This window comes from Ralstonia sp. SA306 (assembly GCF_054792405.1).
In genome coordinates this window covers 384,967-399,739 of the sequence record NZ_CP096451.1, presented here as the reverse complement: position 1 = coordinate 399,739, position 14,773 = coordinate 384,967, and the positions used below count along the sequence as shown (strand labels likewise).

The 14,773-nt window shown below is 63.0% G+C and carries 13 protein-coding genes; 8 read left to right on the top strand and 5 right to left on the bottom strand.

The features are described from left to right. Positions 1–59: 59 nt before the first annotated feature. Positions 60–641, bottom strand: a complete 582-nt coding sequence (locus tag M1D44_RS01900) for a cytochrome b (RefSeq protein ID WP_024979067.1) — start codon at positions 639–641, stop codon at positions 60–62. A gap of 263 nt (positions 642–904) precedes the next feature. Beyond that, on the bottom strand, positions 905–2,278 hold the full coding sequence (gene purB, locus M1D44_RS01895; protein ID WP_024979068.1) for an adenylosuccinate lyase: 1,374 nt from the start codon (positions 2,276–2,278) through the stop codon (positions 905–907). 239 nt (positions 2,279–2,517) lie between these two features. Between purB and M1D44_RS01890 the strand changes: the two genes are divergently transcribed. Further along, positions 2,518–3,126 (top strand): glutathione S-transferase, encoded by a 609-nt coding sequence (locus M1D44_RS01890; RefSeq protein WP_024979069.1) that lies wholly within the window; start codon positions 2,518–2,520, stop codon positions 3,124–3,126. Between the two features lie 19 nt (positions 3,127–3,145). Here M1D44_RS01890 and M1D44_RS01885 read toward each other — a convergent pair whose 3' ends face one another. The 3 genes from M1D44_RS01885 to M1D44_RS01875 form a co-directional block, all read right to left on the bottom strand. Then, the gene (locus M1D44_RS01885) at positions 3,146–4,744 is read right to left on the bottom strand and encodes an FMN-binding glutamate synthase family protein (RefSeq protein WP_112183689.1); all 1,599 of its coding nucleotides are present in this window, start codon (positions 4,742–4,744) and stop codon (positions 3,146–3,148) included. Between the two features lie 89 nt (positions 4,745–4,833). Continuing rightward, the gene (gene mnmA / locus M1D44_RS01880) at positions 4,834–5,946 is read right to left on the bottom strand and encodes a tRNA 2-thiouridine(34) synthase MnmA (RefSeq protein ID WP_316853041.1); all 1,113 of its coding nucleotides are present in this window, start codon (positions 5,944–5,946) and stop codon (positions 4,834–4,836) included. Next, a complete protein-coding gene (locus tag M1D44_RS01875; protein ID WP_316853040.1) occupies positions 5,943–6,437 on the bottom strand; it encodes an NUDIX hydrolase in 495 nt (164 codons plus the stop codon). The genes mnmA and M1D44_RS01875 overlap by 4 nt, the downstream gene beginning before the upstream one ends. Before the next feature lie 287 nt (positions 6,438–6,724). Between M1D44_RS01875 and M1D44_RS01870 the strand changes: the two genes are divergently transcribed. The 7 genes from M1D44_RS01870 (at position 6,725) to phcS (ending at position 14,773) form a co-directional block, all read left to right on the top strand. After that, on the top strand, positions 6,725–7,864 hold the full coding sequence (locus M1D44_RS01870) for a Re/Si-specific NAD(P)(+) transhydrogenase subunit alpha (RefSeq protein WP_024979073.1): 1,140 nt from the start codon (positions 6,725–6,727) through the stop codon (positions 7,862–7,864). Between the two features lie 82 nt (positions 7,865–7,946). Then, on the top strand, positions 7,947–8,309 hold the full coding sequence (gene panD, locus M1D44_RS01865; RefSeq protein WP_024979074.1) for an aspartate 1-decarboxylase: 363 nt from the start codon (positions 7,947–7,949) through the stop codon (positions 8,307–8,309). A 71-nt stretch (positions 8,310–8,380) separates the two neighbouring features. Continuing rightward, positions 8,381–8,710: an NAD(P) transhydrogenase subunit alpha part 2 gene (locus M1D44_RS01860; RefSeq protein ID WP_024979075.1), complete on the top strand. Its 330-nt coding sequence runs from the start codon at positions 8,381–8,383 to the stop codon at positions 8,708–8,710. Continuing rightward, the gene (locus tag M1D44_RS01855) at positions 8,707–10,167 is read left to right on the top strand and encodes an NAD(P)(+) transhydrogenase (Re/Si-specific) subunit beta (RefSeq protein ID WP_024979076.1); all 1,461 of its coding nucleotides are present in this window, start codon (positions 8,707–8,709) and stop codon (positions 10,165–10,167) included. The genes M1D44_RS01860 and M1D44_RS01855 overlap by 4 nt, the downstream gene beginning before the upstream one ends. Before the next feature lie 150 nt (positions 10,168–10,317). Then, positions 10,318–11,355, top strand: coding sequence for a response regulator (locus M1D44_RS01850; protein ID WP_024979077.1), 1,038 nt, complete (start codon positions 10,318–10,320; stop codon positions 11,353–11,355). Between the two features lie 656 nt (positions 11,356–12,011). After that, positions 12,012–13,424: a class I SAM-dependent methyltransferase PhcB gene (phcB, locus tag M1D44_RS01845; protein ID WP_024979078.1), complete on the top strand. Its 1,413-nt coding sequence runs from the start codon at positions 12,012–12,014 to the stop codon at positions 13,422–13,424. Between the two features lie 20 nt (positions 13,425–13,444). Continuing rightward, positions 13,445–14,773, top strand: a complete 1,329-nt coding sequence (gene phcS, locus M1D44_RS01840) for a two-component system sensor histidine kinase PhcS (protein ID WP_316853039.1) — start codon at positions 13,445–13,447, stop codon at positions 14,771–14,773.

Genomic DNA, 14,773 nt, shown 5'->3' with positions numbered 1-14,773 from the left:
CTTGGTCAGGATGGAAAGGCAGAGCGCCGGCACACACCGTGCACCGGCGTGTTTGGAAATCAGCGGAGGAAAGGCGCCATGCGGCGCAGCGTGCCGTCACGATCGACGACGTGGTGCTTGAGCGCGGCCAGAATGTGCAGCACGACGATAGCCGCCATGGTCCAGTTCAGCCATTCGTGCGCCATGCTGAAGATGTCTTTCAGCGCATCGCTCTTGTCGAACGGCATCGGCAGTTCCCACAGGCCAAGATAGACAACCTTGACCCCGGCTGCGACGCTCAGCAGATAGCCGGTCAGCGGCACCGCCAGAATCAGCAAATACAGCCCGACGTGTGCGGCTTCCGCGGCGGCGTGCTGCCACTTCGGCATGCCCGGCACGGGCCCCGGGGCGGGGTGCGTCAGACGCCACAGTACGCGAAGCACCGCAAAGATCAGCACCGTGATGCCAATCCATTTGTGATACGAGAACAGCTTCAGCTTGGTTGGCGTAAAGCCCGGGATATCGGTCATGTACAAACCGAGCCCGAAGGCCGCGAAGATCAGCAGGGCGACGATCCAGTGCATCGCAATCGCGGGCTTGGCATAGGCGCCGTGGTCAGCGGCGCCGCGCGTGGCGAGATTCGAGTGGGCGGCTTGTGACATCGGTTCCCTCGGTGTTTTTGAGCGCTCAGTAGGCGGCGCCTGTGGGTAAGACCACGGCGCCAAACGATTGTGCATTATTTGCGCGATCCGACCGGCCAAGGCCGCCTGAAGTTCATCAAGCAATTCAAATTTTTTGATTGACTAGGCATACTAATACTAGCGGCCCGCCGAAAGGTTCTTCGGAAGACACCAAGCAAAACGGCCCGCCCTCGGATTCGAGAGCGGGCCGTTCTTCACACGGCACCACCAAATTTTTGCAACAATCAGGCGATACGGCGTGCCAGTTCTTCAGCCTTACCGATGTAGCTGCCGGGCGTCATGTCCAGCAGCAACTTGCGGGCGTCTTCGGGAATCGCCAGCGTGCCGATAAATTCACGCAGCGCCTCGCGCGAGATGCCTTTGCCACGCGTCAGTTCCTTCAACTGCTCATACGGGTTGGCGATGCCGTAGCGGCGCATCACGGTCTGCACCGGCTCGGCCAGCACTTCCCAGCAGGCGTCGAGGTCTTCGGCCAAGCGGGCGGGGTTGGTTTCCAGCTTGCCCATGCCGCGCAGGCAGGCGTCGTACGCGAGCAGGCTGTAGCCGAACGCCACGCCGATATTGCGCAGTACGGTCGAATCCGTCAGGTCACGCTGCCAGCGCGACACGGGCAGCTTCTCCGACAGATGGCGCAGCACCGCGTTGGCCAAGCCGACGTTGCCTTCAGAATTTTCGAAATCGATCGGGTTGACCTTGTGCGGCATGGTCGACGAGCCGATCTCGCCGGCCTTGGTCTTCTGCTTGAAGTAGCCCTGCGAGATGTAGCCCCAGACGTCGCGATCCAGATCCAGGATGATCGTGTTGGCGCGGGCCACGGCGTCGAACAGCTCGGCCATGTAGTCGTGCGGTTCGATCTGGATGGTGTACGGGTTGAACGTCAGGCCCAGGCGGGTCTCGATCACGTTCTTCGAGAAGGCTTCCCAGTCCAGCGACGGATATGCCGACAGGTGCGCGTTGTAGTTGCCCACGGCACCGTTCATCTTGCCCAGCAGTTCAACGGCTTCGACGCGGCGGATGGCACGGTCCAGGCGGGCGGCCACGTTGGCCATTTCCTTGCCCAGCGTGGTCGGGCTGGCCGGCTGGCCGTGCGTGCGCGACAGCATCGGCACGTCGGCATTGGCATGCGCCAGTTCCACCAGGCGAGCCTGTACGCGGCGCAGCGTCGGCACGATCACCGTATCGCGCGCGCCCTTGAGCATCATCCCGTGCGAGGTGTTGTTGATATCTTCCGACGTGCAGGCGAAGTGGATGAACTCGCTGGCGGCTTCCAGCTCGGCGTTGCCCTTCACGCGCTCCTTCATCCAGTATTCGACAGCCTTCACGTCATGGTTGGTGACGGCTTCGATCTCTTTGATGCGGGCGGCGTCTGCCTCGGCAAAGTTCTCGACCAGGGCCAGCAGTGCGCCTTCGGCGGCCGCCGAGAAACGCGGAATCTCAGCCAGGCCGGCCTGCGACAAGGCGATCAGCCAGTGCACCTCCACCTTCACGCGGTTGCGCATGAAAGCGGCTTCCGACAGCCACTCGCGCAGCGGATCGGCCTTGGCAGCATAGCGGCCATCGATGGGAGACAGAGCGGTCAGGGCAGAAAGCGACGACATGGCAGGCGGGGAAAAATGTGAAGGGAATCTCAATCCGGACAACCCGGACGCGGCGTTGCGCGTTGAACCAAGGTGCATACGCGCACCCAAGCGAGCCCGCGATTTTACCACCCGGCACCTGTCTTTCATGGCCAATCCGGCCTAAAGCAAGCCTCCGTTTGGTTGAGTCGGGTTCAGGCGCCGCGCAGCGCACTCGGGAAAGTGCGCAGCTATACTTCCGCCTCCAACATGACACGCCTATGAAACTGATCGGATCGCATGCCAGCCCGTACACCCGCAAGGTGCGCGTCGTCCTGGCTGAAAAGAAAATCGACTACCAGTTCGTGCTGGAAGACGTGTGGAGCGCAGGTACGCAAATCCACCAGTTCAACCCGCTGGGCAAGGTGCCCTGCCTGGTGATGGACGATGGCGGCGCCCTATTCGACTCGCGCGTGATTGCGGAATACGCCGATACGCTGTCGCCGGTGGCGCGCCTCATTCCGCCCTCGAGCCGCGAACGCGTGGAAGTCCGCTGCTGGGAGGCGCTGGCCGACGGCCTGCTCGACGCCGCGCTCATGCTGCGCATCGAACATACGCAGCGCACGCCCGAGCAACGCAGCGAAACGTGGCTCGCGCGCCAGACCCACAAGATCGATCAGGCGCTGCAAGCCATGTCGCAAGGCCTGGCTGACAAGACTTGGTGCAACGGCAACCACCTGACGCTGGCCGACATCGCCGTGGGCTGCGCGCTTGCCTACCTGGACTTCCGCCAGCCGCAGATCGACTGGCGCGAACGTCACGCCAACCTGGCGACGTTCTACGCGCGCATTGAAAAGCGGCCGAGTTTCATGGAAACCCAGCCGCAGTAGCAACGGAAACTCACGAGCGTTACACGGCCACCGGATCAAACCGTTCGGCCTGGGCCATCGGCCAGTAGCGCTCATAGAGTTGATAGCGGTACCGCCCCGCAAGCAGGTCGCCGGGTTCCAGGTACTTGAGCAGCGCGGAGAGCAACTGCACCTCGTTGCCCGACACGCGCCGCACGATGTGGTGCGCGCGAAAATCCGCCGGATGCTGCAAGCCGGCCGCCTGCGTCAGTTCCAGCAGCGCATGCAACGTGTGCGCGTGATATTGATGCACGCGCTCGGCCTTGTCGGGCACCACGAGCGCCTTCTGGCGAGACGGATCTTGTGTTGCTACGCCGGTCGGGCAGCGGTCGGTGTGACACTTCTGCGCCTGGATGCAGCCGAGCGCAAACATGAAGCCGCGCGCAGCGTTGCACCAGTCGGCACCCATTGCCAGCGTGCGCGCCACGTCAAACGCCGTGACGATCTTGCCCGACGCGCCAATCTTGATTTTGTCTCGCAGATTGGCACCCACCAACGTGTTGTGCACCAGCAGCAGCCCCTCCTGCAGCGGCGTGCCGACGTGGTCCGTAAATTCGAGCGGCGCTGCACCCGTGCCGCCCTCCGCGCCGTCGACGACGATGAAGTCCGGCAGGATGCCCGACTCCAGCATCGCCTTGACAATGCCGAAGAACTCCCACGGATGTCCGATGCACAGCTTGAAGCCAGTGGGCTTGCCGCCCGACAGCGTGCGCAGCCGATCCACAAACTGCAGCAGCCCCAGCGGCGTGCTGAACTCCGAATGCGCGGCTGGCGAAATACAGTCCTTGCCAATCTGAATGCCGCGCGTGGCGGCAATCTCGGGCGTCACTTTGGCAGCAGGCAATACGCCACCGTGCCCCGGCTTGGCGCCCTGCGACAGCTTCACCTCAATCATCTTCACCTGCGGGCTGCGCGCCTGCTCGGCAAAGCGGTCCGGATCAAAGCGGCCATTGGCGTCACGGCAGCCGAAGTAGCCCGACGCCACTTCCCAGATCAGGTCGCCGCCCTCTTCGCGGTGGTAGGGCGAGATCGAACCCTCACCCGTGTCATGGATGAAGTTACCGAGCTTCGCACCGCGGTTGAGCGCGCGAATGGCATTGCCCGACAGCGCCCCAAAGCTCATCGCCGAGATGTTGAACACCGACATGGAATACGGCTTGGCGCGGCCCTCGCCCACCATCACGCGAAAGTCCGACGAGGCGATGCGCGTGGGCGCCAGCGAGTGGCCGATCCACTCGTGCCCCGGCACCTTCACATCGACTTCGGTGCCGAACGGCCGGCTATCGACTTCGCCCTTGGCGCGCTGATAGACGATGCTGCGCTGGGCACGCGAGAAGGGCTTTTCGTCCGTATCGTCTTCAACGAAGTACTGGCGGATCTCCGGGCGAATGAACTCGAACAGGAAGCGGAAATGGCCCCAGAGCGGGTAGTTGCGCAACACCGAATGGCGCGCCTGTGTGATGTCGTGCACGCCCAGGATGACAAGCATGCCCGGAATGACCGCGCACACCCAATGCAGACGCCCCGCTATCGCAAACCCGGCGGTGACGGCAAACAACAGCACAACGCCCGCAAAGGCCCAGTAGCGACGTGGCAGCATGACAACCCTGTGTGGAGACAATCAGGGCGCAAGCTTAAACGAGTGCCGCAACAGCCGCAGCCGTCACAACGCAGTGTTGCGAAAACCGCTTAGGCGACCGCCTTTTCGACGAGAGCCGGTTCAGCAGCCGAAATAATGCCCCCGCCCAGGCAGATTTCACCGTCGTACAGCACAGCGGATTGGCCGGGCGTGACAGCCCACTGGGCCTCGGGAAAGGCCAGCGTGAGCGCGCCATCTGCCGCGCGTACAACCGTGCAAGGTGCATCCGCCTGGCGATAACGCGTCTTGGCGCCAAGATGGGCGCCTTCGGCGGGTGCGTGGCCGGCCACCCAACTCAGATCATCAGCATGCACGGTGTGCGCCAGCAGCCACGGGTGATCGTGACCCTGCACCACATACAGCGCGTTGGCCGCCATGTCCTTGCGCGCCACATACCAGGCATCGCCGGTGCCGTCGCGGCTGCCGCCGATGCCAATGCCCTTGCGCTGGCCCAGCGTGTAGAACGCCAGGCCGATGTGCTCGCCGATGGTCTTGCCGTCGGGCGTCTTGATCGGGCCGGGCTTGGTCGGCAGGTAGCGGTTGAGGAAATCGCGGAAGGGCCGCTCGCCGATGAAGCAGATGCCGGTGGAATCCTTTTTCTTGGCGTTCGGCAGGCCAATCTCGGCGGCGATCTCACGCACCTTCGTCTTCGGCATCTCGCCCAGCGGGAAGAGCGTGCGCGAGAGTTGCGCCTGGTTCAGCCGGTGCAGGAAGTAGCTTTGGTCTTTCGTGTGATCGAACGCCTTGAGCAGCTCGAAGCGGCCATCGACCTCGCGCACGCGGGCGTAGTGCCCGGTCGCGATCGTGTCGGCGCCCAGCGCCATCGCGTGATCGAGGAAGGCCTTGAACTTGATCTCGGCGTTGCACAACACGTCGGGATTGGGTGTGCGGCCAGCCGAATATTCGCGCAGGAAGTCCGCAAATACGCGGTCCTTGTACTCGGCGGCAAAGTTGACGGCTTCCACATCCACGCCAATCAGGTCGGCCACCGATACCACGTCGATCCAGTCTTGCCGGGTCGAGCAGTACTCGCTGTCGTCATCGTCTTCCCAGTTCTTCATGAACAGGCCGACTACGTCGTAGCCCTGCTGTTTGAGCAGCCAGGCAGTGACAGACGAATCCACCCCGCCGGACATGCCGACGACGATGCGCTTCTTGCTCATGGCTGCCCTCCGAGCCCATACACACTGGCGTGCGTATGGATGACATCGAGCGGGTAGCGCTTGCCGGCCAGGTAGTCTTCCACGCAGGCGAGCAGCAACGGGCTGCGGTGGCGTTCGCGGCTGGCGCGGATTTCATCCGGTGTCATCCAGACGGTGCGGACGATGCCGTCGTCCAGCGCGCGGCGCGGGTCTTGGGGGCCGAGCTCGCCGGTAAATGCCATCCGCACATAGGTGATCGGATCCCCCTGCGGCGGTTGGAACTGCGCCATGTAGCAGCCCAGGAACGCGGTCGGCACAAAGCTGTACGCGGTTTCTTCCATCGCCTCGCGCGCGACGGCGTCGACCAGGCTTTCGTCCGGGTCGAGATGGCCGGCAGGCTGGTTCAGGCGCAAGCCGACATCGGTGTGCTCTTCAACCAGTAGAAAGCGCCCATCTTGTTCAATGACGGCGGCAACGGTAACACTGGGTTTCCAGCGAACAGCTTGGTTCATGGCAAAAAGGCAACAAAAACAAGGCGTTATTGTAGCTGGAGGCCGCCCTCCCCGCTTGCCCAGGGCGTTGGAGCAGACACATATCGCCGCGCGCCGCTGTTGTGAGCAATTGAGCACACGTTTGCGCAGGATCGGCCTGCATTCCTTGTCGGTTCGGATATTCGACATGCCATTCGACGAGCGTCCGTGCGCCAAAAAGTTCGGGTAAGCTGCACGTCGATCCTGATCCAGCGCGCCTTCGTTCACTTCGCGCGCATCCTAAACATAATCAGCGAGGAGAGAACACGATGCACATCGGCATCCCGCAGGAGACGCGGGCGGACGAGACGCGCGTTGCCGCGACCCCGGAAACGGTGAAAAAGTACGTGGCGCTTGGCCATCAGGTGACGGTGCAATCGGGTGCCGGCGTAGCCGCCGCCCAGCCCGACGACGCTTACGTGGCTGCGGGCGCCAAGATCGGCACCGCGGCTGAAGCGCTCGGCGCGCAGATCGTGCTGAAGGTGCGCTCGCCAGAAGCGGCCGAACTGGCGCAGATGCAGCCGGGCGCGGTGCTTGTCGGCATGCTCAATCCCTTTGATGACGAAAATACGGCCCGCCTCGCCGCCGCCAACGTCACCGCGTTTGCGCTGGAAGCTGCACCACGCACCACGCGCGCGCAAAGCATGGACGTGCTCTCCTCGCAGGCCAACATCGCCGGCTACAAGGCCGTGATGGTGGCGGCCAACCATTACCAGCGTTTCATGCCGATGCTGATGACGGCCGCCGGCACCGTGAAAGCCGCGCGCGTGCTGATCCTGGGCGCCGGTGTGGCCGGTCTGCAGGCCATCGCCACGGCCAAGCGCCTGGGTGCCGTGATCGAAGCCTCCGACGTGCGCCCGGCCGTGAAGGAGCAGATCGAATCGCTGGGGGCCAAATTCCTCGACGTGCCGTTCCTGACGGACGAAGAGCGCGAGATCGCCCAGGGCGTGGGCGGCTATGCCCGCCCGATGCCGCCCGACTGGATGCGCCGCCAGGCAGAACTGGTGCACACGCGCGCAAGCCAGGCCGACATCGTCATCACCACGGCGCTGATCCCGGGCCGCCGCGCGCCGACGCTGCTGTCCGAAGCCACCGTGCAGGCGATGAAGCCGGGCTCGGTCGTCGTCGATCTGGCGGCGGCGCAAGGCGGCAACTGCCCGCTCACCGAAGCCGACCGTGTGGTCGTCAAGCATGGCGTCACGCTGGTGGGCTACACCAACCTCGCGTCGATGGTGGCGGCCGATGCCTCTGCCCTCTACGCCCGTAACGTGCTCGATTTCCTCAAGCTGATCATCGACAAGGATGGCGGCCTGAACATCAACCGCGAAGACGACATCGTGGCCGCCTGCCTGCTCAGTCAGGCCGGCCAGGTGGTGCGCGCTCCCGCAGCCACGAGCGCCGCCAAATAAGAACGGAGACGGCGGCCTGGCGGGCGTCACAACCCGGCCTGGTCGCCAGTGGCGATTTCATTTTTGTTTCAAGGAAAGCTTCATGCAACGCAACATGCTTCGCGCCAAGCTGCACCGCGCGACGGTCACCCAGGCCGATCTCGACTACGAAGGCTCGTGCGGCATTGACGAGGACCTCCTCGACGCTGCCGACATGCGCGAATACGAGAAGATCGAGCTGTATAACGTCAACAACGGCGAACGCTTCTCGACCTACATCATCAAGGGCAAGCGCGGCTCGGGCGAAATCTCGCTCAACGGCGCCGCTGCACGGCGCGCCCACGTGGGCGACCTGCTGATCATCTGCACCTACGCGCCGATGAACGAAGAGGAGGTCGCCGCCTACAAGCCCAAGGTCGTGCTGCTGGGCGAGGGCAACAAGATCAAGGCCATCAAGGAAACCTGACGCGCCAGGCGGCCCGTGTCTGCATGACAGGGCCGCTTCGCACATCGACCAAGAAGCGAGGAGGAGCACTCATGGAGCTGGTCAATCACACGGTGATCAACCTGATCATCTTCGTGCTGGCGATCTACGTCGGCTACCACGTGGTCTGGACGGTCACGCCGGCGCTGCATACGCCGCTGATGGCCGTGACGAATGCCATCTCGGCCATCATCATCGTCGGCGCCATGCTGGCGGCCGGCCTGACACAGACGGGCCTGGGCCGCACGATGGGCGTGGTGGCGGTGGCACTGGCAGCGGTCAACGTGTTTGGCGGCTTCCTGGTCACCCAGCGCATGCTGGAGATGTTCAAGAAGAAAGAGCCGAAGGCCAAGGGCGGTCAGAGCGAGGGAGCCAAGCAATGAGCATGAACCTCGTCACCCTGTTGTACCTGCTGGCGTCGGTGTGCTTCATCCAGGCGCTCAAGGGGCTTTCGCACCCGACCACGGCGCGGCGCGGCAACGCGTTCGGCATGACGGGCATGGCAATCGCCGCCGTCACCACCATCGCGCTCATCTACAAGCTCAAGGCCGAGATGTTTGCCGGCACCGAGAGCGGCACATCCACGGGTTTCATCCTGATCTTCGCGGGCTTGGTTGTTGGCGGCGGCATCGGCGCCTATGTGGCGCGCACGGTCGAAATGACCAAGATGCCCGAGCTGGTGGCGGCCATGCACTCGCTGATCGGTCTGGCCGCCGTGTGCATTGCCGTGGCCGCCGTGGCCGAACCGTCGGCGTTCGGCATCACGATGGCTGGTGACAACGTGCTGCCGTTGGGCAACCGCGTGGAGCTGTTCATCGGCACGTTCGTCGGGGCCATCACGTTCTCGGGGTCGGTCATCGCCTTCGGCAAGCTGTCGGGCAAGTACAAGTTCCGTCTGTTCCAAGGCGCGCCGGTGCAGTTTGCTGGCCAGCACATGCTGAACCTGCTGCTGGCGGTGGCCATGCTGGGCTTCGGCATCCTGTTCTTCCTGAGCCAGAGCTGGCTGCCGTTCGTCATCATGACGGCCATCGCCTTTGTGCTGGGCGTGCTGATCATCATTCCGATCGGCGGCGCCGATATGCCGGTGGTGGTGTCGATGCTGAACTCGTATTCGGGCTGGGCTGCGGCGGGCATCGGTTTCTCGCTCAACAACCCGATGCTGATCATTGCCGGCTCGCTGGTCGGTTCATCCGGTGCCATTCTGTCTTACATCATGTGCAAGGCGATGAACCGGTCGTTCTTCAACGTGATCCTGGGCGGCTTCGGCTCCGAGGCTTCCGCCGGAGCCGCAGCGAGTGGCGGCGGGCAGCAGCGCCCGGTCAAATCGGGCTCGCCGGATGATGCGGCCTTCCTCATGGGCAACGCCGAAACAGTCATCATCGTCCCCGGCTACGGCCTGGCGGTGGCGCGCGCGCAGCATGCCCTGAAGGAACTGACCGAAAAGCTGTCGGACAAGGGCGTCACCGTCAAATACGCGATCCACCCGGTCGCAGGCCGCATGCCGGGCCACATGAACGTGCTGCTGGCCGAAGCCGAAGTGCCGTACGACCAGGTGTTTGAAATGGAAGACATCAACGGTGAGTTTGGCCAGGCCGACGTGGTACTGGTGCTGGGCGCAAACGACGTGGTCAACCCGGCGGCCAAGAACGATCCGAAGTCGCCCATTGCCGGCATGCCGATCCTGGAGGCCTACAAGGCCAAGACGATCATCGTGAACAAGCGCTCGATGAACGCCGGCTACGCCGGGCTCGATAACGAGCTGTTCTACATGGACAAGACGATGATGGTGTTTGGCGACGCCAAGAAGGTCGTCGAAGACATGGTGAAGTCTGTCGAGTAAGGCCGTGCACTGACGGCTGTCAACGGGCCGTCAGGTCAAACGGGTTCCGCTTGCTCCCGGCGGCGGCAGGCAGTAACGTAGTGCAAACGGGCAGCGCCGGCCACACCGGCCGTGCGCTGCACCCGGCCCTCTTCCGATTCCTCCCGACGTATGCAACAGGACAGCGCCCTGCCGGTCTATTTCCACCCCACCCTGACGGTGGTGGTCGACGACAGCCAATCGTTCGTGGAAAGCCTCGGGTTCCAGATGGACCCATCGCGCGCGCTGTTGGCCTTCAATGATCCGGAAGAGGCCCTGGTGTGGCTGCGCCAGTGGCATTCGCTTCGCATGCCGGGTTTCCTGCCCGTGCGCGTCACGCACGACGACCTGACGTTCTCGACCGAGCGCCGCACCATCCAGCTTGACGTTGACCGCGTCTACCGCCAGATCCACGAGGTCAATCGCTTCCTGCAGCCCTCTGTCATCGTGGTGGATTACTCCATGCCGCGCATGAACGGGCTGGAGTTCTGCGCCAAGCTCAAAGATCTGCCGTGCATGACGATCCTGCTCACCGGCATGGCCGACGAGAACATCGCCGTGCAGGGTTTCAACGACGGCCTGATCGACCGCTACATCAAGAAAGACAATCCGGCGATGGCCGAGCGGCTTAGCGCGGAAATCGAAGCACTGCAGGTGCGCTACTTCAGCAACCTGTCGAGCACATTGCGCGATCTGCTGTCGCGCCACTCATTCAGTTTTCTGTCGGACCCCGCGATCACACGGCTCGTGCGTGAGCTGTCTACACGCTACCGTTTCATCGAGTACTACTTGTATCCGCACCCCGCCGGCGTGCTGCTGCTCACGGCCGACGGGCGCGCCACGCTCATGGTCATCGAGACCAACGCGAGCATGCTCACGCACCTGGAGAACGCCGAGGCGTACAACGCGCCCGATGCGCTGCTCAAGGGCTTGCACGACAAGCAGATCGTCCCGTTCTTCTGGCCCGGCGACGGCATGTACACCCCGGCCTGTGTGGAGTGGGAACAATATTGCCTGCCCGCAGAGGTTTGCCAGGGGCGCGAACCGTACTACTACGCGCTGTTCGACATGCCCAGCCACCTGCTGCCGGCACAGGTCTACAGCTACACCCAGTTCCTCACCAACTACAAGCAGGATCCGGACGCGCTCACCGGCCGCAAATCACGCTGAGGTGGTGTTTTCGCTTTGCTCTGCACTGCGGGTTTCTGCATTGTGTGGGTCACATTGGGCAAGTACAATCGATTGCGTCATCCGGCAGCCACGACGTCAGAGCATGGCCCGGCTGAATCGCCCTGATGCATGCGTGGCATAGCTGCGGCATCATGGCGAACGAGGGTGCCGGCACGCAACATTCGATACGGCGCCCCAAGTTCATTACTGTGCGGGATTCTCCTTGAGGGACGATTTGGGATGCAGCAGCGGGCCGCGCGTTCAAGCAGCGCGCGTTGCGGATGTCAGGGGAGTGCATCGTTCCAATCTGGTCATGGTTCACGGTTGCACGATTCCCGTTGCCACGCTGTTGATCGGCCGGTAGTAGAGGTGCCGCGGTAGCAATACTGACGGCGCCGGCTGCAGTCGATCATCTTCCCCGATCTTCTCGGAGCGGGTTTGGGCGAGAGACGCCCGGGCTGGCGCGTATTGCGCACGGCCAGCGGACGGCTTCAAGCACGCTTTCACGACTGATGCGGCGGCATGCCCGGCAGTGTCGGCGGGGCGCGTCGTATTCGCGGTGCCCGGATTCGCGGTGCGACCCCGGGTGCACGGTTGTTGGAGTGAGCGTCCCGCTTGGCAGACGTTTTCCCTGAAGTCTCCGGCAAATTCGCACCGTGTACTCACCCAACCAAATCGATCCCGCGGTCAGCTTCCGCAACTCACAGGGTCAGCAGGTCCGCGGCACCATCATCACGCTGCAGCGGCGTGCCCTGGTGATGGAGATCTACAACCCCTACTCGATCGTGCAGGTTAGCGAGGTGCTGTCCGAACTCGCGATCAAGATGGGGACGCGGCAAGCCTATCTTGGCAAGGCGGTGGTGATCAGCCTGGTGAACACGGGACTGACCGCAGTCGTCTCGCTCACGCTGATCGACGAATGGCGCGAGCTATCGGAAGTGGCCGACACGCCCGCCTCGGTGGGCGAAGAAGCGCGAACGTTCGTGCAGGAATGGCAGGAACGCTTCCGCATCCATCGCGACTATCAGATCGTCGTCAACGAGATGCGTGCGTTCTTGGCCGAGGTGTCGCGCTGGGTAGAACAGGTGGATCTGTCGAAGACATTGCCGCGAGAAGACAACAAGCTGCGCATGGATGTCTTCCAGGAGCTGGCCGAGCCGATCATGCTCAAGCTTAAGGGCTACATGGATGGGCTGGAGTCGGAAGCAGGCAAGGTGGAAGCGGAGCTTGCGCCGGCGCACCGCACGTTCGCGCAAGCCGCGCTGCATCCGCTGCTGTTGCGCGCGCCCTTCATCTATCGCACGTACACCAAGCCGCTGGGCTATGCGGGCGATTACGAGATGGTCAACCAGATCCTCTCCGACCCGCGAGAAGGTCCGAACACGTATTTCCAGATCGTCAACGCCGCCTTCCTGCGTACCGACGTGGCCGAGGCGCACCGCAACCGCATCGACATTCTTGTGCAGTATCTGAGCGACTTGGCCGCACAAGCCAAGGCGGCGGGCCGTACGTTCAAGGTGCTCAACGTGGGCTGCGGACCAGCGGTGGAAATTCAGCGCTTCATTCAGCAGCATCCGGAACCAACGCTGCTGTCGTTCGAACTGGTGGACTTCAGCGAAGAAACGCTCGACTACACCCGCGAGCAGATGCGCCGTGCGATGGACCGCGCGCGCAAGACCGTCACCGTCGATTTCGTGCATGAATCTGTACACCAACTGCTCAAACGCCGCATCACGGCCGACAGCCCGCAAGCCGGCGATTGCGATGCGGTCTATTGCGCCGGCCTGTTCGACTATCTCTCCAACAAAGTCTGCCAGCGCCTGCTCGCTTACTTTGCTTCGCGTACGCGTCGGGGCGGCGCCATTCTTGCGACCAACGTGCACGGCAACAACCCGATGCGCTTCGTGATGGAACACGTGCTGGAGTGGTATCTCGTCTATCGCGATGAACCACTGATGGCCGAGCTGCTGCCCGAAGGCTCGCACGACGTGCGTGTCTATACCGACGTGACCGGCGTCAACGTATTCGCCCATGCCAGCGTAGCCGGGCTCGCCACATCCGCCGCTTAATCCGCCGCCCAGGAACACGCATGGAGCCCATTACACATCGCGGATACCAGGCCGAGCTGAAGCAGTTCCGGCTCGTCTTCAGCCGCATGGCGGCCGTTACCGGCATCGTGCTGGTGCTGGCAGGCGTCGGGCTGGACTACGGCATGTACGTGGACAAGCTCTGGCTGTTCGCCTCACTGCGCGTCATCACCTCGCTCATCATGTTCGGCGCACTGCTTGTGCTCTATACGCGCTGGGGCGAAGAGCATGTGCAGAGCCTGACGTTCTTCTGGTTGATCTGTCCGCAGATCATGATCTCGTGGATGATCTACGACACCGAGGGCGCCAGTTCACCGTATTACTCGGGGCTCAACCTGGCGATCTACGCGGTGGGCATGGTGATGCCGATCGGCTTTCTGCAAGCCGTACTGTTCGGCACCTGCACGTATATCTTCTGGGTGATTGCGTGCACGCTGCATCCGGGCGGCATCCAGTCGCGCGAGATCTTCATCGTGCATTCGCTGTTCATCCTGTTCTCGATTGCGACGAGCACGCTGTACACGTACTTCAACGAACGCGGGCGCTTCCAGCTCTTCCGACTCAAGGAAGAAGTTGCGCAGAAGAACGAGCAGCTCGCGCAGACCAATCAGAACCTCACCGACATCAAGGGCCAGCTTCTGCAGCAGGAAAAGATGGCCGCCATCGGCACGCTGTCTGCGGGCCTGCTGCATGAGATCAACAATCCGGTCAACTTCTGCCTGATGGCGATTGCCGTGGCGCAGGAAGACCCGACCGCCAAGGACAGCCCGATGCTGCTCGAATGTCTGTCCGATGCCAAGGAAGGCATGCAGCGCGTGCAGCACATCGTGTCGGATCTGAAAACCTTCGCCTACCGCAGCCCTGAGAAGGGCGAGGCCGACGCGCCGTTCCTGGCGGAGAAGGCAATCGACTCGGCCATCCGCCTGACGAGCCACGAGTTGCGTGGCGTGGCCCTCGAACGCAAGCTTCCTCCGGACACGCTCGTGCGCGGCGACGAGGCCGCCATCATCGGCGTGCTCATCAACCTGCTGTCGAACGCGGCGCTTGCCATGCAAAAGGTGCAGCGCGAGAACCCGCGCATCGAAATTGCCGGCGAGTGGATCGACAACCGCCTGCATGTGGTGGTGACCGACAACGGCCCGGGCATCTCCGAGAAAAACCTGTCGCGCGTGTTCGAGCCGTTCTTCACCACGCGCGATGTCGGCAAGGGCCTTGGTCTGGGCCTGTCGATCAGCTACAGCGTCATCCAGCGGCACGGCGGCACCCTTGCCGTGACGAGTCAGGAAGGCGAATGGGCGCGCTTCACGTTCGACCTGCCGCGCTCGGAGTAG

Coding starts and splice junctions, on each gene's coding strand:
- M1D44_RS01900 (WP_024979067.1), bottom strand. CDS start 641: ATGTCACAAGCCGCCCACTCGAATCTCGCCACGCGCGGCGCCGCTGAC.
- purB (WP_024979068.1), bottom strand. CDS start 2,278: ATGTCGTCGCTTTCTGCCCTGACCGCTCTGTCTCCCATCGATGGCCGC.
- M1D44_RS01890 (WP_024979069.1), top strand. CDS start 2,518: ATGAAACTGATCGGATCGCATGCCAGCCCGTACACCCGCAAGGTGCGC.
- M1D44_RS01885 (WP_112183689.1), bottom strand. CDS start 4,744: ATGCTGCCACGTCGCTACTGGGCCTTTGCGGGCGTTGTGCTGTTGTTT.
- mnmA (WP_316853041.1), bottom strand. CDS start 5,946: ATGAGCAAGAAGCGCATCGTCGTCGGCATGTCCGGCGGGGTGGATTCG.
- M1D44_RS01875 (WP_316853040.1), bottom strand. CDS start 6,437: ATGAACCAAGCTGTTCGCTGGAAACCCAGTGTTACCGTTGCCGCCGTC.
- M1D44_RS01870 (WP_024979073.1), top strand. CDS start 6,725: ATGCACATCGGCATCCCGCAGGAGACGCGGGCGGACGAGACGCGCGTT.
- panD (WP_024979074.1), top strand. CDS start 7,947: ATGCAACGCAACATGCTTCGCGCCAAGCTGCACCGCGCGACGGTCACC.
- M1D44_RS01860 (WP_024979075.1), top strand. CDS start 8,381: ATGGAGCTGGTCAATCACACGGTGATCAACCTGATCATCTTCGTGCTG.
- M1D44_RS01855 (WP_024979076.1), top strand. CDS start 8,707: ATGAGCATGAACCTCGTCACCCTGTTGTACCTGCTGGCGTCGGTGTGC.
- M1D44_RS01850 (WP_024979077.1), top strand. CDS start 10,318: ATGCAACAGGACAGCGCCCTGCCGGTCTATTTCCACCCCACCCTGACG.
- phcS (WP_316853039.1), top strand. CDS start 13,445: ATGGAGCCCATTACACATCGCGGATACCAGGCCGAGCTGAAGCAGTTC.